Below are 20552 nucleotides of genomic sequence, written 5' to 3'. Positions count from 1 at the left end.
CCCTACCTCCTGCGCACCGCGATCCCCCTGACCCGCCCCGTCCTGTACGTCACCCAGGACGGCCGCCCGCTGCACCGCGCCCGCCTCCCGCTCACCACCGCCGTCCCGCACCGCCCGCTGACCCTCACGGCCCGCTGGACACACCGGGTCGACCCCGGCGGCGGACCGGTACGCGTCACCGTCGCCTGACCGGCACCCGGAGCGCCCGGCAGCCCTCAGATCACCCGCATCCGCACCAGCGCGGCCAGCGTCAACGCCCCCGGCAGCAGCGGCAGCCAGACCGTCAGGAGCCGGAACGCCAGCACCACCGCCGTGGCCACCGCCGCCGGACCGCCCGCCGCCACCAGCGCCACGACCAGCGCCGCCTCGACCGAGCCGATACCGCCCGGCGTCGGCACCAGCGCCACCGCGACGGTCGCCGCCAGATACGCCACCGCCATGTGCGCGACCGGCACCGGCAGCCCCAGCGACCGGCCCACCAGGACCAGCGCGGACGCCTGCAGCGCGGGGAACGCGAGCGCGCCGCCCCACAGCGCCACCGCCCGCGCCGGGAGACGGTGCACCGAGCGGGCCTCACCGAGCGCCGTCCGCAGGAACGAGACCACCGCCCCGCGCAGCCGCGGCACCAGCACGAGCACGCCCGTCGCGACCACCGGCACCGCACCCGCGACCGCCAGCAGCGGCCCCACCGCCCCCTCGGGCAGCAGCGTGCCGAGCCGCAGCGCGCCGGGGAACAGGAGGAACAGCACGCCCAGCAGGGCGAGCCGGCCCACGCTCTCCGCCAGCAGATACAGGGCGAGAGCCGCCGAGGACCGCGCCAGCGGCAGCCCGCACACCGCCATGAACCGCAGGTTGACCGCGCTCGCGCCCAGGCCCGTCGGCAGCAGGTGGTTGGCCGCGCCCGCCGCGAACTGCGCGGCCAGCAGCCGCCGTCGGGGCAGCCGTTCCACCACCGCGCCCTGCCGGGTGCAGGCGGCGGCCACCCAGGTCAGACAGGTCGCGCCGGCCGCCGCCAGCAGCCACGGCCAGCGGGCCGTGGCGAGATGGCCGAAGCCCTCGGCGAGCACCGACCGGTGCCGCACCGCGACCACGGTCACCAGCAGCAGCGGAAGCACGCACAGGATCCGGCGGACCGGAACCCGGCGCAGGAGCGGCTTCTCGGGCAGTCGTGGGAGTCGTACCGCTGTCGTCACATCACAAGACATTCCCCCAGCCGCGCCAACTACGGATGGCCGACGCGCGGACGACGGCTTACGGACTGCGGGCGGCGCCGCCTTGACCTCAAGGTTGCTTGAGGTTCTACCGTCCTCCTCATGAGTATGGAGACCACAGCCTGGACCCAACTGCACAGCGTCATGAACGCCGAGCAGGAGCGCCGCCCCCTCGCCCGCGCCACGCTGCGCCGCGTCGGCGCCTTCGCCCGCCCGCACCGCACCCGCATCGTCCGGTTCGTGCTGCTCGGGGTGGTGACCGCACTCCTCGCCGTCGCCACCCCCGTCCTGGCCGGACGCGTCGTGAACGCGATCGTGTCGGGCGGCGACGAGAGCAGGGTCGTCCGCCTCGCCCTGCTCATCGCCCTCATCGCGGTCGCCGAGGCGGTGCTCGGCATCCTCTCCCGCAGGATCTCGGCGACGCTGGGGGAGGGGCTCATCCTCGATCTGCGCACGGCCGTGTTCGATCATGTGCAGCGCATGCCCGTCGCGTTCTTCACACGTACTCGTACGGGCGCGCTGGTCTCCCGGCTCAACAACGACGTCATCGGCGCCCAGCGCGCCTTCAGCAACACCCTGTCCGGCGTCGTCAGCAACCTCGTCACCCTCGTGCTCACCCTCGCCGTGATGCTCACCCTGTCCTGGCAGATCACCCTGCTCGCCCTCGCGCTGCTCCCCGTGTTCGTGCTCCCCGCCCGGCGGATGGGACGCCGCATGGCCCGCATGCAGCACGAGGCCGCCGCCCTCAACGCCGCGATGGGCACCCGGATGACCGAGCGGTTCTCGGCACCCGGCGCCACCCTGATCAAACTCTTCGGCCGCCCCGAGGACGAGTCCGCCGAATTCGCCGACCGGGCCCGCCGCGTCGCCGACATCGGAGTGCGCACCGCCACCGCACAGGCGGCCTTCATCACCGCGCTCACCCTCGTCTCCGCCCTGGCCCTCGCCCTCGTCTACGGCCTCGGCGGCTTCCTCGCCCTGCGCGGCAGCCTGGACCCCGGCGCCGTCGTCGCCCTGGCCCTGCTGCTCACCCGCCTCTACGCGCCGCTCACCGCGCTCGCCGGGGCCCGCGTGGAGGTCATGAGCGCCCTCGTCAGCTTCGAGCGGGTCTTCGAGGTGCTGGACCTGACCCCGCTCATCGACGAGAAGCCCGACGCCCGCCCGGTCCCCGACGGCCCGGTCGCCGTCGAGTTCGACGACGTCCGCTTCGGCTACCCGGCCGCCGACAAGGTCTCCCTCGCCTCCCTCGAAGAGGTCGCGTCCCTGGACACCCGCGGCGGCGACGAGGTCCTGCACGGCCTCTCCTTCCGCGCCGAACCCGGACAGACCATCGCCCTCGTCGGCTCCTCCGGCGCCGGCAAGTCCACCATCGCCGCACTGCTGCCGCGCCTGTACGACACCGACGGCGGCACCGTGCGCGTCGGCGGCGTCGACGTCCGCGACCTGAGCGCCCGTTCGCTGCGCGACACCGTCGGCATGGTCACCCAGGACGGCCACCTCTTCCACGACACGGTCCGCGCCAACCTCCTGCTGGCCCGCCCCGGGGCGAGCGACACCGAACTGTGGGACGCGCTGCGCCGCGCCCGCCTCACCGACCTCGTCCGGTCCCTGCCCGACGGTCTCGACACCGTGGTCGGCGAGCGCGGCTACCGGCTCTCCGGCGGTGAACGCCAGCGCATGACCATCGCCCGGCTGCTGCTCGCCCGACAGCGCGTCGTCATCCTCGACGAGGCCACCGCCCACCTCGACAACACCTCCGAGGCGGCCGTCCAGGAGGCCCTCACCGAAGCCCTGGCGGACCGGACCGCCCTGGTGATCGCGCACCGGCTGTCCACCGTCCGCGCGGCCGACCGGATCCTGGTCGTCGAGGCCGGCCGCATCGTGGAGAGCGGCACCCACGAGGAACTCCTGGCCGCACAGGGCCGCTACGCCCAGCTGCACCGCACCCAGTTCGCCCGCCGGACGATGGACAAGGCCGCGTAGCCGCTACCGCGGGCCGGACACCCCGGCCCGCACCGGCAGGTCCTGCTCCGCCCAGACCACCTTGCCGTCAGGGGTGCGGCACGAACCCCAGCGCCGGCACAGCATGTTGATCAGCTGCAGACCCCGCCCGCTCTCGTCGCTCACGTCCGCGTGCTGGATCTGCGGCAGGTCGGGGCCGGAGTCGGAGACCTCCACCGACAGCCGCTCGTGCCGCAGCAGCCGCAGTTCACCCGGGGCGTTCCCGTACCGCAGGGCGTTGCCGACCAACTCGCTGACCACCAGCTCCGTCGTGTCGACCAGTTCCTCCAGACCCCACCGCTCCAACTGCTCGCGCACCGCCGCACGGGCCTGTCCCGCGGCCTTGCCGTCCGGCGGCAGCGGGCGCACGTACACGTCGCACTCCGGACCGAGCGGAAGGGCGAGGGCCGCCAGGACGATCGCGTCGTCCGACCGGTCACCGCCGATCCGCTCGGCGACCGCCCGGCATTCGGTGCCGTCGGCGGGCAGGCCCTCGCCCACCGCCACGCGCAGCCGCTCCAACTGGGTGCCCAGATCGGCCGTGCGCGATCTGACCAGCCCGTCCGTGAACAGCGTCAGCCGGGTCCGCTCGGGCACCCGCCGCTCGACCACGTCGTACGGGATCACCCCCGCCCCCAGCGGCGCCCCCGCGGGTACCTCCAGGAACGCGGAGGCACCGTCGGGCCCGGTCAGCAGCGGCGGCGGGTGACCGGCGCTGGAGACGCGGAAGGTGCCGCCGTACGGGTCGTACACCGCGCACAGACAGGTGGCGACCTGGTCCTCCTCCAGGTCGCGGGCGGCCAGGTCGAGGCGGGCCAGCAGCCGCTCGGGCGCGATGTCCAGCGCCATCAGGGTCCGGGCCACCGTCCGCAGCCGGCCCATGGTCGCGGCGGCGGCCAGACCACGCCCCATCACGTCGCCCACCATCAGGGCGGTTCGCCCGCTGGGCAGCGCGACCACGTCGAACCAGTCGCCGCCCACCGCGGCCGGGTCCGTCGCCGGGTCGTAGCACGAGGTCACGTCGAGCCCGGGAGTGCTCGGGCTGGACCGCGGGAGCAGGGCCCGCTGCAGCGTCACCACGTGCTCGCGCTCGCGCCCGTAGAGCCGGGCGTTGTCGATGTACACGGCGGCCTTGGACGCCAGCTCCATGGCCAGGGCCACGTCGGTCCGGCTGAACGGCGCCCGGCGGCCCGCCCGTACGAAGTCGGCGAGCCCCAGCAGCACCCCGCGGGCGATCAGCGGCACCGCCAGGTAGGAGTGGACGCCCGCCCGGCGCATGATGTCCGACGACTCGCGCGAGGGCGCGATCACGGCGAAGTCCGCCCGCGTCATCCGGGTCACCAGCACCGGCCGGCGGGTGGTGAGGCACCGCTGCCCCAGCCGGTCGGCGGTGTGCACCGACAGCTCGCCCACGGGGTCGGGCGCGAGGTTCAGGCCCTCGACCTCCGACACCGCCATGGCCCTGAGCCGCGGCGCACCCCCTCCGGGGACCCGGTCGCCCTCCTGGAACCGCAGGACCGAGTCCAGCAGGTCCACCGCGGCGCCGTCGGCAAGCTCCGGCACGGCGAAGTCGGCCAGTTCCTCCGCCGTCCGCCGCACGTCGAGCGTGGTGCCGATGCTCAGGTCCGCCGCGTTCAGCCAGGCCAGCCGGCGTCGCGCGCCCAGTGCCTCCGTCATCGACCGCAGCGCCCCCCGCGCCGCCCGGTGCCCGCTGACGAGGGGATTCGGGGGGCGCCGCACCCCGCTCAGCCACGGTCGCTCCCGCACGCCTCGCCTCCTCCCACGGCCTCCTGCCCCGATTCTGCCTCGCCCCGGACCGAGGGGCGACGGCGAGGCCCCGATCGGCGGGGGAGCGCCGACCGGGGGACCGGCCCGGGACGGCTCAGCCGCGCAGCCACACCGCCGTGTCGACGGGCAGCCGGCCGTCCTCGTCCAGCGGCCGGCTGGCGAGCAGCAGGGAGCGGTGCGCGGGCAGCTCGACCGGGGCGGCCGACAGGTTGACCACGCACACCAGACCGCCGGGGCGACGGAACGCGAGGACGCCGTCGGGGGCGGGCAGCCAGTCCAGCGGACCGTCACCGAAGCCCTCGGTGGAGCGCCGCAGACGCAGCGCCTCGCGGTAGAGCGCCAGCATCGACCCCGGGTCCGCGGCCTGCCGGTCCGCCGCGTACCGCGCCCAGCCCTCCGGCTGCGGCAGCCAGGGCTCGTTCTCGGAGCCGAAACCGCAGTACGGGGCGTCGGCCGCCCAGGGCAGCGGTACCCGGCAGCCGTCCCGGCCCGGATCGGTGCCGCCGGAGCGGAAGTGCATCGGGTCCTGGATGCTCCCGCGCGGGACGTCGGCCTCGGGCAGGCCGAGTTCCTCCCCCTGGTACAGGTAGACGGATCCCGGCAGGGCCAGCGTGAGCAGGGCGGCCGCGCGGGCGCGCCGGGTGCCGAGGGCCGGGTCGGTCGGGGTCCCGAACGCCTTCTTGGCGAAGTCGAATCCGGTGTCCTCGCGGCCGTACCGGGTCACCGTCCGGGTCACGTCGTGATTGCACAGCACCCAGGTGGCGGGGGCGCCGACCGGAGCGTGCTCGGCCAGCGTGTCGTCGATGGTGCGCCGCAGCTGTCCCGCGTCCCAGGGGCAGGACAGGAAGTTGAAGTTGAAGGCCGTGTGCAGTTCGTCGGGCCGCAGATAGCGCGCGAAGCGTTCGGCGTCGGGCAGCCACACCTCGCCCACGAAGACGCCCCCGTACTCGTCGGCGACGGTCCGCCAGGAGCGGTAGATGTCGTGCAGCTCGTCCTGGTCGATGTACGGGTGCGGGTCGACGCCCTCCACGAAGTCCGCCAGCGCGGGGTCCTTGGCGAGCAGCGCGGCGGAGTCGATGCGGACGCCGGCCACCCCGCGCTCGAACCAGAACCGCAGGATCTCCTCGTGCTCCCGGCGCACCTCCGGATGGGCCCAGTTGAGGTCGGGCTGCTCCGGCGTGAACAGGTGCAGGTACCACTCGCCGTCCGGCACCCGGGTCCAGGTGCGGCCGGAGAACTGGGAGGGCCAGTCGTTGGGGGGCAGTTCACCGTTCTCGCCGCGGCCCGGCCGGAAGTGGAACCGCTCCCGCTCCGCGCTGCCCGGACCGGCGGCCAGCGCCGCCCGGAACCACGCGTGCTGGTCGGAGACGTGGTTGGGCACGATGTCGACGATGGTGCGGATGCCCATCTCCCGTGCCTCGGCGATGAGTTTCTCGGCCTCGCCGAGGGTGCCGAAGGCCGGGTCGATGGTGCGGTAGTCGGCGACGTCGTAGCCGCCGTCGACGAGCGGGGAGACGTACCAGGGCGTGAACCAGACGGCGTCGACCCCGAGTTCGGCGAGGTAGGGCAGTCGCGCTCGGACGCCCGCGAGGTCACCGGTGCCGTCGCCGTCGCCGTCGGCGAAACTGCGGGGGTACACCTGGTAGATGACGGCGTCGCGCCACCAGTCTTCGGTGCGGTGCGAGGTGGGGGCTGCCACGTGACGGTCCTTTCGGGCAGGGTGGATCTTCGCCGCCGGCCCGGACAGTGCGGGGCGTCGGACGGGCCGGCGGCGAAGGCTGACGGGACGAGCCGGCGGGTCGGAAGAGGAGGAGGGCGGGGCGCGGTGCCTCAGCCCTTGAGCCCTCCGGCGGTGAGTCCGCTCATGATGTTGCGCTGGAAGATCAGGAAGATGATGAGCGTGGGCAGTGAGGCCATGGTCAGCGCGGCGATCAGCACGTTGACGGGCACACCGTTGGACAGCGAGTAGATCCCCACGTTCAGGGTCTGCCTGGCCGGGTCGGGCAGGGTCAGCATGGGCCACAGGAAGTCCTTCCAGACGCCCACGATCGCGAAGATGGACACCACGCCGAGGATCGGCCGCGAGATCGGCAGGACGATCGACCGGAGGGTGCGCATCGGGGAGGCGCCGTCCATCGAGGCGGCGTCGAGCAGTTCCCTGGGGATCGAGTCGAAGAACCGCTTCAGGAGGAAGATGTTGAAGGCGTTGGTCACCGAGGGCAGCCAGATCGCCCACGGCGTGTTCAGCAGGTTGCGTTCGAAGATCGGCACGTCGAGCACCGTCAGGTACTGCGGCACGACCAGGACGGTCGCCGGGATCATCAGCGTCGCCAGCATCATGCCGAGGATGGCCTTGCCGAAGACCGGCCGGAGCTTGGACAGCGAGTAGGCCGCCGCAACGTCGAGCACCAGCTGGAAGGCGAGCGCGCCGAACGCGTAGTACAGCGTGTTCCCCAGCAGGCCGGCCAGGTCCATGACGTTCCAGGCCTGCGAGTAGTTGTCCGGTTCGAAGGACTCGGGGACCAGCGTCGGCGGCGTCCGGACGACCTCCTGGGTGTCCTTGAACCCGCTGGAGACCATCCAGTACATGGGGCCCAGGAAGACCACGGTGAACAGCGTGATCACACCGCCGAACGTCACCCAGTAGAGGACCTTGCCGCGGGGCCGGGCGAGCTGGGCCGGCGAGATGAGCGTGCGTGTGGACATCGGTGGATTCCCCCGGCCTACTCGTCCTCGGCGCGGTTGAGCTTCACGTACGCCGCCGAGAAACCGGCCAGCAGCACGAGGAGCAGCAGGCCGAGGGCCGCCGCGGCGCCGTAGTTGTTGAAGTTGAAGGCGTACTGGTAGATGAGGTAGACGACGGTGGTGGTCGAGCCCTCCGGCCCGGCCCCTCCGGTGAGCAGGAAGGGCTCCACGAAGACCTGCATGGTGGCGATGATCTGCATCAGCAGCATCAGCGAGAGGATGAGCCGCGTCTGCGGGATCGTCACGTGCCAGACCTTGCGCAGCAGTCCGGCCCCGTCCAGCTCCGCCGCCTCGTACAGCTCGCCCGGGATGCCCTGGAGCGCGGCGAGGTAGATGAGCGCCGCGCCGCCCATGTTCATCCACGTCGACGCGATGACCACGGACAGCATGGAGAGGCCGGGGTCCTGGAGCCACTGCTGCTCGGGCAGCCCGACGGAGCCGAGCAGTTCGTTGAGCAGCCCGTAGCCGGGGTCGTACAGGTACTTGAAGAGCAGGACCGCGGCGACCGGCGGGAGCATCACCGGCAGGTAGACCAGCAGCCGCAGGTACCCCTTGCCGTGCCTGAGTTCGTTGATGACGAGCGCGACGACGAACGGCACCGCGAAGCCGAGGACCAGGGCCAGCACGGTGAACAGCAGCGTGTTGCGCCACGCCTGCCAGAAGGCCGGGTCGTTGAAGACCGTTCGCAGGTTGTCCAGGCCGACCCAGGAGACCTCGCCCTGGTCCGTCTTCTGGAAGGCGAGGAGGAACTCCCGGACCATCGGATACCAGGAGAAGAACGCGAAGCAGAGGACCGCTCCGATCAGGAAGCCGTGCGCGGCGAGGTTGCGCTTCAGGCTCCTGCCGAAGGACCCGCCGCGCGGGGGCGGGCCGTCCACCGGCGGCTGGGCGTGGCGGGCTCTCGCCGCCTTGCTCGGGGTCAGGCTGGGGGCCGACATCGTCGCTCCTTGGGGCTGATCTCATGGGCCCCGGGGGGCGGTGCGGCCCGCCCCCCGAGGGAGCCGGTCACTGCGTGGCCAGAACCTGGTCGACCTGCTTCTCCGCGCTGGAGAGCAGCTTGTCGATGTCGGCGTCCTCGTTGGTGAGGATGCCGGACATCACGTTGTCCAGGACCTTGTAGACCTCCTGCGCCTTCGGCGGCTCGGCCATGCCCGGCACCGGGTTGTCCATGAAGGTCTTGAAGTTCTCGACCGGCATCGTGGCGTGCTCGATCCGGGCCGCGTCGTCCTTCGTCTTGGACTCGTTCAGCCAGAAGTTGGGCTGCGGGAGGCCGACCGGGAGCTTGTCGGTCTTCTTGCGGGCCCAGTTGAACTGCCCCTCACCGACGGTGAGGTTCTGGAAGTTCAGCCAGGCGACGGCCGCCTTGATCTTGTCGGCGGAGATCCCCTTCTTGATCATGTAGCTGTTGCCGCCGGCCAGGGTGTTCTTCTCACCCGGGATCGGGCCCATGCCGAAGTTCTCGTAGTCCGCGCCGAGTTGCTGGACCATGTAGGTGATGTCGTCCGGCGCGGCGAGGAACATGCCGAGCTTGTCGGTGGCGATCTGCTTCTGGAGGTCGCCCCACTTGAGCAGCTGGGTCTTGCCCATGCTCTCGTCCTCCCAGCGCATGGCGTGGAGGTTCTCGGCGACCTGCTTGCCCGTCTCGTTGTTGAACGCGGCCTTCTTGCCGCTCTCGTCGACGACCTGGGCGCCACGGCTGTACATCTGGGCGGTGAAGTGCCAGCCACCGGTGTTGCCCGCGCTGTACTCGCCGAAGCCGGCGATGCCGTCGCCCAGACCGGCGATCCTCTTCGCGGCGGTGCGGACCTCGTCCCAGGTGCGCGGCGGGTTGTCCGGGTCGAGTCCGGCCTTCTCGAAGAGCTTGCGGTTGATCAGCAGGCCCATGGTGTAGTTGCTGGTGGGCAGCCCGTAGAGCTTGTTCTCGTGCTTCAGCGAGCCCAGGACGTTCGGGTCGATGTCCTTGAGGGCGGGGACGGTCTTGTCGTTGACGTACGCCGTGATGTCCTCGGCGCCGTCGTTGTCCAGCACCTGCGGCAGGTCGGTGAAGTACGTGTAGAAGACGTCGGGCTGCGACTTGGCCTTGAGCATCGCGGTGAAGCGCGGCGGCTCCAGGCACTGGCCGGGGGTGGAGCGGCCCTCGATGGTGACGTTGGGGTAGGTCTTGTTGAACTCCTTGACGTCCTCCTTCCACTCCTTCAGCTCGGCCGCCTTCGCCGTCGGCGGCATGCAGTCGATGGTGATCGTGACCTTGGTCTTCGGGTCCAGCGGAGCAGCCGGGTCGGAGGACCCGCTGCCGCCTTCGGAACCGCCGCCGTCGTCACTGCTGCTCGTGCCGCAGGCGGCCAGAGCGGTCAGGGTGAGAGCGGAGACGAGCGTGATGGCGCCGGCACGGCGAGTACGGCGGAACCGAGCACTTCTCATGGGTGGTCCCCTTCGGGCATGAACGTGGAAGGCGCCCCACCGCCGATGCGTTGTGGGGCGCCGCTCACTCAACCACCGCGAACAAGTGAACGCAATATCTCGCGCTGATTTCGTAATTGCTTGACAGTCGACCGAAGAAGTTGAGGATCCGCTACCGGGCCCCAACCTGCGCGGTGGAGCCCCGAACCACGAGTTCCGGTTCGAAGAGCAGCTCCCTGTGCGGGACTTCGGTGCCTTGGATCTGGGCGCAGAGGAGGTCGACGGCGGCGCGTCCCATGGCTTCGATGGGTTGGCGGACGGTGGTGAGGGGTGGTTCGGTGCAGGTCATGAAGGCGGAGTCGTCGTAGCCGATGACGGAGACGTCGTGGGGGACGTGGAGTGCGCGTCGTCGGGCGGCGCGGACGGCGCCGAGGGCGAGGGGGTCGCTGGCGCAGATGATGCCGGTGACGCCGCGCTCCAGGAGGCGGGTGGCGGCGGCCTGGCCGCCTTCCAGGGAGAACATGGCGCGTTCCACGAACTCGTCCGGCAGTTCGGCGTGCGCGGCCGCGGCCGCTTCCCGGGCCGCGGCGAGTTTCCTGCGGGACGGGATGTGGTCGGACGGGCCGAGTACCAGGCCGATGCGCTCGTGGCCCAGGGATGCAAGGTGCCGCCAGGACTGCTCCACGGCCACCGCGTCGTCGCACGCGATGCACGGGAAGTCCAGATCCGGGATGGAGGCGTTGATGAGCACGACGGGGATGTTGCGCTCGGCGAGCAGCCGGTAGTGGTCGTGCGGGGCGTCCGCCTGCGCGAACAGACCGCCGCCGGCGAAGACGACGCCGGAGACCTGCTGCTGGAGCAGCAGCTCGACGTAGTCGGCCTCGGAGACGCCGCCCTTGGTCTGGGTGCACAGCACCGGTGTCAGCCCCTGCTGGGCGAGCGCACCGCCGATGACCTCGGCGAACGCGGGGAAGATCGGGTTCTGGAGTTCCGGCAGCACCAGCCCCACGAGCCTCGCTCTCTCGCCCCGCAGTTGGGTGGGCCGCTCGTAGCCGAGGACGTCCAATGCGCTGAGCACGGCCTGCCGGGTCGCGTCGGAGACCCCGGGCTTGCCGTTGAGCACCCGGCTGACCGTGGCCTCGCTGACCCCAACCTTCTTCGCCACCTGAGCAAGTCGTCGCGTCACAAACGCAAGACTAGCGCAAGCCTCTGCAAGAGGCTTGCGCCAGTCAGTATCCTGACCGACAAGGGCCGGTGCGGCCCGCTCGGTCTACGGGTTGCGGTTGATCTTGAAGGTGGACGTCGTGTTCCGGACGTCCACGGCGTTGCCCTCCAGCCTCAGACCGTTGAACGTGACCTCGCCGACCGCGGGTCCCTGCCCCGGCTCGGGCATCTCGTTGGCCCAGAGGCCGAAGCCGGACTTGGCGTCGAACGCGTCACCGCTCTTGCGCGCGCCGGTGACGGACACGTCGGTGAAGACGGTGTCCTTGATCGGGAACTGCGGCTGCCCTCCCACGTAGTTCGTCTGGAACATGATGCCGCTGTACGTCGGGTCGACGATGTCGACGTGGTTGACCCGGATCCCCTGGAACACCTTCGACGCGGAGAACACCCAGATGCCGGGGAAGGTCTGCTGTCCCCAGAAGTGGCCGCCGGCCCGGACGATCGAGATGTTCTCGAAGGTCGTCGGATCGGTGCCGAAACCGTTCATCGGGTAGCCGAAGTCCAGCGAACTGATGGTGATGCCGGAGTAGACCAGGGTGTCCGCGATGTGGATGTTGCGGAAGGTGTTGTTGTAGCCGCCGTAGACGGCGAGACCCGCGGCACGCCAGGTCAGCGTCGTCGAGAGGTTCTCGTACAAATTGTTCTTCATGTCCGCGCCGCCGGCGTCGATGGCCGAGAACAGCGCGAAGCTGTCGTCACCGGTCGCCCGGGCGTCGTTGTTGGACACCAGGTTGTCGGTCGAGCCGTTGGTCATGTTGACACCGTCGGCGAACATGTTGCGGATCCGGGAGTTCTTGATCGTGATCCGGTCGGTGTTGGCGCCCCAGTAGAGGCACACCATGTGCTCGTTCCAGATGTTGTCGATCACGATGTCCGACACGTTGGAGAAGTCGAACACCTTGCCCGGACCGTCGATGCGGCTGGTGTAGTTGCCGAAGTAGGCGAAGTTCGCGAACGACGACCCCTTCGCGCTCGCCTCGGCCCGGAAGCCGACGTCGGTGTTGTCCTGTGTCGTGGGCGCGCGGAACTTGGTGAACCACGGACCGGCGCCCACCACCTTCACCGCCTTGCCGTACACCTGGAACTTGCTCGACGTCTGGTAGTCCCCGGCCGGCAGGTACACACCGACCAGCTTGCCGGAGGTGTCCATGCGGACCCGGTCGAGCGCGTTCTGCACGTCCTGGTGCGTGAACCCGGCCGGCACCGCGTACGCCGCGGGGTCGGGGTTGGCCACCGGGGTGACCTGCTCCAGGTTGACGAAGTCGATCGCGTAGTCGGTGTTGTTCGCGGCGTCCTTCTGCAACCGGATCCTGCTGCCCGCCGGGACGGTCTCGCCCAGCATCAGATGCGCCTCGTCGTAGATGTGACGCGGCGCGCCCGCACCGGGGGAGTTGCCGGGCGATGCCTCGTTGCCGTAGAGCCAGGCGTACTTCGAGGTCAGCGGCAGCGCCTTCTTCATGACGCCGTCGACGTAGACGTTGAGCGTGGAGTCGATGCCGCCGCCGCCCGGCGCGTCCGGGATGGAGAAGCGGGTCATCAGGGTGTTGGTGGCGGCCCGAGTGGTGAACTCGACGTACTCACCGGTCGCGTCGAGCTCGACCGCCTTGCGGCCGGAGGCCTCCCCGGCGATGTCGCCGATGGTCCGGTTCGGTCCGGCCACGGTGGCACCGCCGCCGGCCGTGCCGTCCTCCGCCTCGTACATGTCGTACGGCATGTTGGCGCCGCGCCCGACGAACAGCGGCTGAGTGGAGGTGTTGTTCTCCCGCTTGACCGGCAGTTCGTTGGCGTCGTCGGCCACCTTCACCTTCACCGTGTACGAGCCGTTGGCCGCCTTCCAGGGACCGAGGCTCACCGCGGGACTCGTCGAACCGGCGGCGATGACACCGGAGTGCGCGCCGGTCAGCGTCTTGACGGTGGCGCCGTCGGAGTCCACCAGGGTGAGCGTCACCCCGTGGCCGCTGCCCGCGGAGTCCTGGGTGCCCTGGTTGCGCAGCGCGACCTTGAACGTGACGTCGTCACCGGCGGCCGGGCTGGAGGGGGAGGTGGTGACGGTCGCGGCGACCAGGTCGGAACTCTGGACCGGCTTGACGACCAGCGGCTCCGGACGCGTGTAGGTGTTGTTGGTCTCGTTCTGCTCGATGATCTCGCCGGCCTCGTCGGCGACCGCGCTCAGCTCGTACGAGCCGGCGTCGCGCGCCCCGATGGAAGCGCTGACCGTGCTCTGCGCACCCGCCTGGAGCGCGCCCACGGAGGCGGTGGCGACCTTGGTGTCACCCAGCCGCAGGGCGACCTTGCCGGCCGGACTGGCCGCGGCGCCGCTGTTGCGGACGGTGGCCGACACGGTGATCTCGTCTGACTCGACGGGCGAGGCGGGCGAGGTGGCCAGCTGCGTCACCTCCAGGTCGGGGTTGGGCGCGGCGGCGCCGATCACCTGGAACTCGGCGACCTGCCCGGCCGTCGCCCCCGTGTTGGAGGTGAACCTGAGCTGCACGTCGGCGACCCGGCCGTCGACGGGCACGGTCACGCTGTTGCCGCCGCTCGCCGGGTCGAAGACGTAGTCCTTGGCGGCCACCAGACTGGTGAACCCGGAGGCCGCCTGCTCGCGCCCGAGCACCTGGATGTTCTGGGTGCGCTTGGACCAACCGGTGTCGGGGTTGAGCTTGAGCACGACCGCACTGATGTCGGCGTTGGCGCCGAGCTTGACGGTCAGCGTGTTCGGGTAGCTGCCCGCAGCCCCCTCCCAGTAGGTCGACGTGCTGTTGTCGTTGGCGTTCTCGGCGACGTACGTGTGGATCACGGACGAGGCGCTGATCGGCTTGCCGACGGCCAGGTTCGAGCCGTCCCGGGTGCCGTTGCGGAGGACGGAGTTGCTGTCGCCCGACACGTTGCCGGCCGCGTCCCTGGCCCGCACGAAGTAGGTCACGTTCGCGGTGACGGGCTGTGTGTCCGTGTAGGTGGTGACGTCGCCCGCGACGCTCTTGCGGAGCTTGTTGTCGGCGTAGATGTCGTAGCCGGTGACGCCCTTGTTGTCGGTGGAGGCGCTCCAGGTCAGCTTCACCTGACCGGCGGCGGGCTCGGTGAGGGCGAGGTTCGACGGCGCGGTGGGCGCCTGCGTGTCGCCGTCGTCGCCGCGCCGGGTGACCGTGTTGCTGTTGCCCGACACGTTGCCGGCCGCGTCCTTGGCCCGCACGTGGTAGGTGACCGTCGCGTCGCCCGGGCGGGTGTCGGTGTACGTGGTGACGTTCCCGCCGACCGAGGTCAGCAGGTCGCCGTTGGCGTAGACGTCGTACCCCGTGACGGCCGTGTCGTCCGAGGACGCGTTCCAGGTCAGCCTGATCTGCCCGGTCGCCGGCTCGGTGAGGGCGAGGTTCGCGGGGGTGGTCGGTGCCTGGGTGTCACCGCTCGCCGGGCCGTAGACCTCCAGCTCGGAGACCTGGGCGGCCGGCTGGCCGGTGTTCGCCGTCACCAGGACGCGCAGATGGCGGGCGGTCGTGGCGTCGAAGGCGACGGTCGCCGACTGGCCGCCCGCCGCGTCGAAGGTGTACGCCTTGGCGGCGGTCAGGTCGCTGAAGTCCGTGCCGTTCTCGCTCGCCTGGATCTTCAGGGTCTGGCTGCGGGCACCCCAGCCGTCCGGCAGCCGCAGCACCACGCGGTCGACCCTGCGGGAGGCGCCGAGGTCGGCCTGGATCCACTGCGGCAGAGCGTTGTTGGCGCTCTCCCAGTAGGTCGCCTTGTTGCCGTCGTTGCCGTTGCCGGCCGTGTACGGGCCCGTGGAACTGCTCGCTGTCAGAGTCCGGTTCGCGGCGAGGTTCGTCGACGACTCCCCGGCGGCGTGCACCTCCAGTTCGGAGAGCTGCGCCGCCTGCCAGCCGGTGTTGGCCGTGATCTCGACCCGCACGAACCGCGTCCTGGTCGCGGGGAAGCTCACGGTGACCGTGTTGCCCGACCCCGGGTCGAAGCGGTAGGTGGCGGAACCCTTCAGGGTGCTGAAGCTCGTACCGTCGGCGCTGCCCTGGAGGGCGAGTGTCTGGTCGCGGCGCTCCCAGCCGGCGGGCAGTCTCAGGACCACCTCGTCGATCCGCTCCGTGCTGCCGAGGTCGGTCTGGACCCACTGCGGGAGGCTGCCGCCGCCGCTCTGCCAGTACGAACCCTGGTTGCCGTCGGTGATGTTGGCGGCGCCGTACTCGCCGTGCGCGCTGCTCGCCGCCGTGGCGTCCCCCACGGCGATGTTGGGCCCGCCTGCCGCCGTGGCCGACAGCAGGGGGCCGCCCAGCGCCAGGAGACTGGTCGCGACCACCGTGCACAGCGCACGTGATCTCCAGTTCCGGATTCTCATCTGTCCCCGATCTCCGCCTCGTTCCTGAATGTTCTCTGTCATTTACGTGGAGCGCTCAGAGAGTTGCAGAGAACTGTTGAGTCGTCTACAGGATGTGCGGCATCAACTCGGCGCACAGTGGACCGGAGCGGCCGCGGTGAGGCACGGGGAAGTTCCGGATGACGTCTCGGATCAGCGACTTTCACGGGCTCCGTCGGAGAACCGCAAGCCGCTGTCATTTCCCGCAAGGAATTTGCGGGCGGGGAGCGGGTGAGAGGTCTGCGGTCAGTCGGCCGACGGCTGTGCCGTGGAGCCGCGGACGACGAGTTCCGGTTCGAAGAGCAGCTCGCCGTGCGGGACTTCGGTGCCTTGGATCTGGGCGCAGAGGAGGTCGACGGCGGCGCGTCCCATGGCTTCGATGGGTTGGCGGACGGTGGTGAGGGGTGGTTCGGTGCAGGTCATGAAGGCGGAGTCGTCGTAGCCGATGACGGAGACGTCGTGGGGGACGTGGAGTGCGCGTCGTCGGGCGGCGCGGACGGCGCCGAGGGCGAGGGGGTCGCTGGCGCAGATGATGCCGGTGACGCCGCGTTCCAGGAGGCGGGTGGCGGCGGCCTGGCCGCCTTCCAGGGAGAACATGGCGCGTTCCACGAACTCGTCCGGCAGTTCGGCGTGCGCGGCCGCGGCCGCTTCCCGGGCCGCGGCGAGTTTCCTGCGGGACGGGATGTGGTCGGACGGGCCGAGTACCAGGCCGATGCGCTCGTGGCCCAGGGATGCAAGGTGCCGCCAGGACTGCTCCACGGCCACCGCGTCGTCGCACGCGATGCACGGGAAGTCGAGGTTCTCGATCGACGCGTTGATCAGCACCACCGGGATGTTGCGCTCCGCCAGCAGCCGGTAGTGGTCGTGCGGGGCGTCCGCCTGCGCGAACAGACCGCCCGCGAAGACCACGCCCGAGACCTGCTGCTGGAGCAGCAGCTCGACGTAGTCGGCCTCGGAGACGCCGCCCTTGGTCTGGGTGCACAGCACCGGCGTCAGCCCCTGCTGGGCGAGCGCTCCGCCGATGACCTCGGCGAACGCGGGGAAGATCGGGTTCTGCAGCTCGGGCAGCACCAGCCCGACCAGCCGGGCCCGTTCACCCCGCAGCTGGGTGGGCCGCTCGTAGCCCAGGACGTCCAACGCGCTCAGCACGGCCTGCCGGGTCGCGTCGGAGACCCCGGGCTTGCCGTTGAGCACCCGGCTGACCGTGGCCTCGCTGACCCCAACCTTCTTCGCCACCTGAGCAAGTCGTCGCGTCACACACGAAAGGCTAACGCAAGCACCGCAAGCGGCTTGCTCGGCGGTCGCATTGGGCCGGCTGCGCACTGATTCGGATGGTATGCACCGCTCAGTCCCAAGTGACCCGCGCGAGGACCGGAAGGTGATCGCTGCCGGTGGCGGACAGGGTGCGGATCCGGCCGACCGTCGCGGAGCGCGCCATCACCTGGTCGATCCGGGCCATCGGGAAGGCGGCGGGGAAGCTGAGGGCGACGCCCCGCTCGGGCACGTTCAGCTCGCTGGTCAGCGGATCGAGCGCCCGGTCGTCGACGGTGCCGTTGAGGTCGCCCAGCAGGACCAGCCTGCGCGACCGCTCCGCCGCGACGGCGTCGCCGAGCAGCCCGGCGCTCTCGTCCCGCCAGGACGACGCGAGGCCGGAGAGTCCGACCCGGACCGACGGCAGGTGCGCGACGTACACGGCGACCTCGCCGCGCGGTGTGTGCGCCACGGACCGCAGTCCGCGCTCCCACTCCTCCGTGATGCCCCGCGGTCTGATGTCCAGCGGGCGGGCCCCGCTGAGCGGATGCTTCGACCAGAGTCCGACCGTGCCCCGGACCGTCCGGTACGGGTAGTCCCGGGCGAGGGTCTTCTCGTAGACCGCCCGGGCCGGCGCCACCAGCTCCTGGAGCGCTATCAGGTCGGGCTCCGCACCGGCCAGTGCGCGGGCCGTTCCCGCCGGGTCGGTGTTCTCGTCGCTGACGTTGTGCTGCACCACCACGAGGTCGCCGGCACCGGGGTCCGGCGCGGGCAGCAGCAGCGGGCCGAACTGGTACGCCCAGGCGCCCACCGGCAGCAGCAGGGCGACCAGCGCGAGAGCCGAACGGCGCAGCAGGGCCGGCGGGAGCAGCACCACGACCAGCACGCCCAGCCACGGCAGGAAGGACTCCAAGAGGCTGCCCAGCCCGCCGGGCCGGTCGGGAACCAGGCCGGGGAACCCCAGCAGCAGGGCGGTGAACACCGCCACCCCGGCCGCCACCCGCCCGCGCCGCCAGCTCCACCCGCGCTTCGCCCGCTCGGTCATCGCTCCTCGTTCCGTCGTCCTCGCTGTCAGGACGACGGAACCGGTGGATCGAGTTCCGGGCGATGGAAGCTTTCAGCAAGTCTTGCTGAGAGGGCGTCACATCTCGGGTGCGGAAGAGGTGTCCGAGGGGTTGACCACTCCTGACGGTGCCCATACGGTCACCACCGCAACCTCTTGCAGTCATCTTTCAGAAACGCTTTGCAAGGGTGTCGACTCCCCAGTCAGCCGTCGGCAGACACCCCGGACACCCGCACCCGCACCCGCATCCTCACACGGGAGATTCCATGTACGGGAGCACCAACAGAGCGCGCAGAACCACCGCCGCGGCACTCGCACTCGCCGCCGCCGCGGCCGGCAGCCTCCTCGCCACCGCCCCACCGGCCCAGGCCGCCCCGCCGGGCGACAAGGACGTCACCGCGGTGATGTTCGAGTGGAAGTTCAGCTCGGTCGCGAAGGCGTGCACCGACACCCTCGGCCCCGCCGGATACGGCTTCGTCCAGGTCTCCCCGCCGCAGGAGCACATCCAGGGCGGCCAGTGGTGGACCTCGTACCAGCCGGTGAGCTACCGGATCGCGGGCCGCCTCGGTGACCGCGGGCAGTTCAAGAGCATGGTCGACACCTGTCACGCGGCCGGCGTGAAGGTCGTCGCCGACGCGGTCGTCAACCACATGTCGGCCGGCAACGGCACCGGAACCGGAGGGTCGTCGTACACCAAGTACACGTACCCGGGTACCTACGCGTCGAGCGACTTCGACAACTGCACCGTGCAGATCAACGACTACCGCAACCGCTTCAACGTCCAGGAGTGCGAACTGGTCGGCCTCGCCGACCTGGACACCGGTGAGGACCACGTCCGCGGCAGGATCGCCGCGTATCTCGACGACCTGCTCTCCCTCGGTGTCGACGGCTTCCGGATCGACGCGGCCAAGCACATGGCCGCCGGTGACCTCGCCGACATCAAGTCCCGGCTGAGCAACCCGGACGCGTACTGGAAGCACGAGGCCATATACGGGGCCGGCGAGGCCGTCTCCCCGAGCGAGTACCTCGGCACCGGCGACGTCCAGGAGTTCCGCTACGCCCGCGACCTGAGGCGCGTCTTCCTGGGCGAGAACCTCGCGAACCTGCGGAACTTCGGCGAGGGCTGGGGCTACCTGCCCTCGGACAGGTCCAGCGTCTTCGTCGCCAACCACGACACCGAGCGCGGCGGCGACACCCTCAGCTACAAGGACGGGGCCGCCCACACCCTCGCGCACGTCTTCATGCTGGCCTGGCCCTACGGCAGTCCCGACGTCCACTCCGGCTACGAGTTCACCGACCGCGACGCCGGTCCTCCCGCCGGCGGCCAGGTCGACGCCTGCCACAGCGACGGCTGGAAGTGCCAGCACGCCTGGCGGGAGATCTCCGCCATGGTCGCGCTCCGCAACGCCGCCCGCGGCCAGGCCGTGACCGACTGGTGGGACAACGGCGGCGACCGGATCGCCTTCGGGCGCGGGTCCAAGGCGTACGTCGTCCTCAACCACGAAAGCACCCCGCTCACCCGCACGTTCCAGACCTCGCTGCCGGCCGGCGACTACTGCGACGTCCAGACCGGCAGGGGCGTCACGGTCGACACCGCCGGCCGCTTCACCGCCACCCTCGCCGCCGGAACGGCCGTCGCGCTGCACGTCGGCGCCCGCACCTGCGACGGCGGACCCGATCCCGACCCGGTGACCTCCGGCGTCTCCTTCGCCGTGAACGCCACCACCAGCTGGGGCCAGAACATCTACGTGACCGGCGACCGCCCGGAACTCGGCAACTGGAACCCGGGCAACGCCCTCAAGCTCGACCCCGCCGCCTACCCGGTGTGGAAGCGGGACGTGGAACTCCCCGAGGGCACGTCGTTCGCGTACAAGTACGTCCGCAAGGACGATGCGGGCAACGTGACCTGGGAGAGCGGCGCCAACCGCACCGCGACGGTGACCTCCACGAGGACCACCCTGGACGACACCTGGCGCAACTGACCCCCGTCACTCCGGGAGCATGGGAGAGGGCCCCGCGGACGCGCGTCCGCGGGGCCCTCTCCCATGCTCAGCCTTCGACCCAGCCGTGCTTCCTGCCGTACTCGACCAGCCGCTGCCGGAGCCGCAGGATCTGCTCCCCGGACAGCGACGGAGCCGCGCTCAGCATCAGTTCCGTCATCTCGTGGGTGAACTCCGAGGCGCGCAGCACATCACACGTCGGCTCCTCCGCCTCGTGGAACGTGGGAACCGCCGAACGCACCGGTGCGGCGGCAGGCGGCGCCCCGTCGGCCAGCTGGACGGACGACGCCTTCAGCCCGCGGTCGCCCTCCTCCACCTCGAACTTCACCCAGGCCCCGGAACGCACGGACGTCTCCGGGATCAGCAGATCATTGGCGTGCAGGAAGACGTCCTCCCCGCCGTGCTCGGGGGCGATGAACCCGTAGCCCCGCACCCCGTCGAACCTGACAACCCTGCCTACCGCCATCTCAACCACACACCTCGTCGCACCGCTTCGGCCCTGACAGCTCCACCGG

Annotated in this window: 13 protein-coding genes and 1 pseudogene; 3 read left to right on the top strand and 11 right to left on the bottom strand. The window is 70.8% G+C overall.

Annotation, left to right across the window (positions count from 1 at the left end):
* Window positions 1-189: pseudogene (locus DMH12_RS02215) on the top strand (oxidoreductase); the annotation flags it as partial.
* Window positions 190-215: 26 nt separating this feature from the next.
* On the opposite strand, the gene DMH12_RS02210 reads toward DMH12_RS02215, so the two are convergent.
* Complete coding sequence (locus DMH12_RS02210) at window positions 216-1115, bottom strand: lysylphosphatidylglycerol synthase domain-containing protein (RefSeq protein ID WP_125489817.1); 900 nt, start codon at window positions 1113-1115, stop codon at window positions 216-218.
* 198 nt (window positions 1116-1313) lie between these two features.
* Here DMH12_RS02210 and DMH12_RS02205 point away from each other — a divergent pair, with 198 nt between their 5' ends.
* The gene (locus DMH12_RS02205) at window positions 1314-3194 is read left to right on the top strand and encodes an ABC transporter ATP-binding protein (RefSeq protein ID WP_185832104.1); all 1881 of its coding nucleotides are present in this window, start codon (window positions 1314-1316) and stop codon (window positions 3192-3194) included.
* Window positions 3195-3197: 3 nt separating this feature from the next.
* Here DMH12_RS02205 and DMH12_RS02200 read toward each other — a convergent pair whose 3' ends face one another.
* The 9 genes from DMH12_RS02200 to DMH12_RS02160 form a co-directional block, all read right to left on the bottom strand.
* Window positions 3198-4979, bottom strand: a complete 1782-nt coding sequence (locus DMH12_RS02200) for a SpoIIE family protein phosphatase (protein WP_125489811.1) — start codon at window positions 4977-4979, stop codon at window positions 3198-3200.
* Window positions 4980-5094: 115 nt separating this feature from the next.
* Window positions 5095-6699, bottom strand: coding sequence for a glycoside hydrolase family 13 protein (locus tag DMH12_RS02195; protein ID WP_125489810.1), 1605 nt, complete (start codon window positions 6697-6699; stop codon window positions 5095-5097).
* Between the two features lie 131 nt (window positions 6700-6830).
* On the bottom strand, window positions 6831-7706 hold the full coding sequence (locus DMH12_RS02190) for a carbohydrate ABC transporter permease (RefSeq protein WP_125489809.1): 876 nt from the start codon (window positions 7704-7706) through the stop codon (window positions 6831-6833).
* Between the two features lie 17 nt (window positions 7707-7723).
* The gene (locus tag DMH12_RS02185) at window positions 7724-8683 is read right to left on the bottom strand and encodes a carbohydrate ABC transporter permease (RefSeq protein WP_125489808.1); all 960 of its coding nucleotides are present in this window, start codon (window positions 8681-8683) and stop codon (window positions 7724-7726) included.
* Between the two features lie 67 nt (window positions 8684-8750).
* Window positions 8751-10166 (bottom strand): extracellular solute-binding protein, encoded by a 1416-nt coding sequence (locus DMH12_RS02180; protein WP_125489807.1) that lies wholly within the window; start codon window positions 10164-10166, stop codon window positions 8751-8753.
* A 151-nt stretch (window positions 10167-10317) separates the two neighbouring features.
* Window positions 10318-11331 carry a LacI family DNA-binding transcriptional regulator gene (locus tag DMH12_RS02175; protein WP_125489806.1) on the bottom strand — a complete coding sequence of 338 codons (1014 nt, stop codon included), beginning with the start codon at window positions 11329-11331 and terminating at the stop codon, window positions 10318-10320.
* Between the two features lie 84 nt (window positions 11332-11415).
* A complete protein-coding gene (locus tag DMH12_RS02170) occupies window positions 11416-15705 on the bottom strand; it encodes a discoidin domain-containing protein (protein ID WP_125489805.1) in 4290 nt (1429 codons plus the stop codon).
* Window positions 15706-15969: 264 nt separating this feature from the next.
* Entirely contained in the window at window positions 15970-16980 is a 1011-nt protein-coding gene (locus DMH12_RS02165) for a LacI family DNA-binding transcriptional regulator (protein WP_125489804.1), read from the bottom strand.
* An 88-nt stretch (window positions 16981-17068) separates the two neighbouring features.
* Complete coding sequence (locus DMH12_RS02160) at window positions 17069-18019, bottom strand: endonuclease/exonuclease/phosphatase family protein (protein WP_185832103.1); 951 nt, start codon at window positions 18017-18019, stop codon at window positions 17069-17071.
* 284 nt (window positions 18020-18303) lie between these two features.
* On the opposite strand from DMH12_RS02160, the gene DMH12_RS02155 reads away from it, so the two are divergent.
* Window positions 18304-20019, top strand: a complete 1716-nt coding sequence (locus DMH12_RS02155) for a carbohydrate-binding module family 20 domain-containing protein (protein WP_125489803.1) — start codon at window positions 18304-18306, stop codon at window positions 20017-20019.
* Window positions 20020-20086: 67 nt separating this feature from the next.
* Here DMH12_RS02155 and DMH12_RS02150 read toward each other — a convergent pair whose 3' ends face one another.
* On the bottom strand, window positions 20087-20503 hold the full coding sequence (locus tag DMH12_RS02150; protein WP_125489802.1) for a cold-shock protein: 417 nt from the start codon (window positions 20501-20503) through the stop codon (window positions 20087-20089).
* Between the last annotated feature and the right edge of the window lie 49 nt (window positions 20504-20552).

This window comes from Streptomyces sp. WAC 04229 (genome assembly GCF_003947455.1).
Lineage (GTDB): Bacteria > Actinomycetota > Actinomycetes > Streptomycetales > Streptomycetaceae > Streptomyces.
This window is presented reverse-complemented; position numbering and strand designations above follow the sequence as displayed.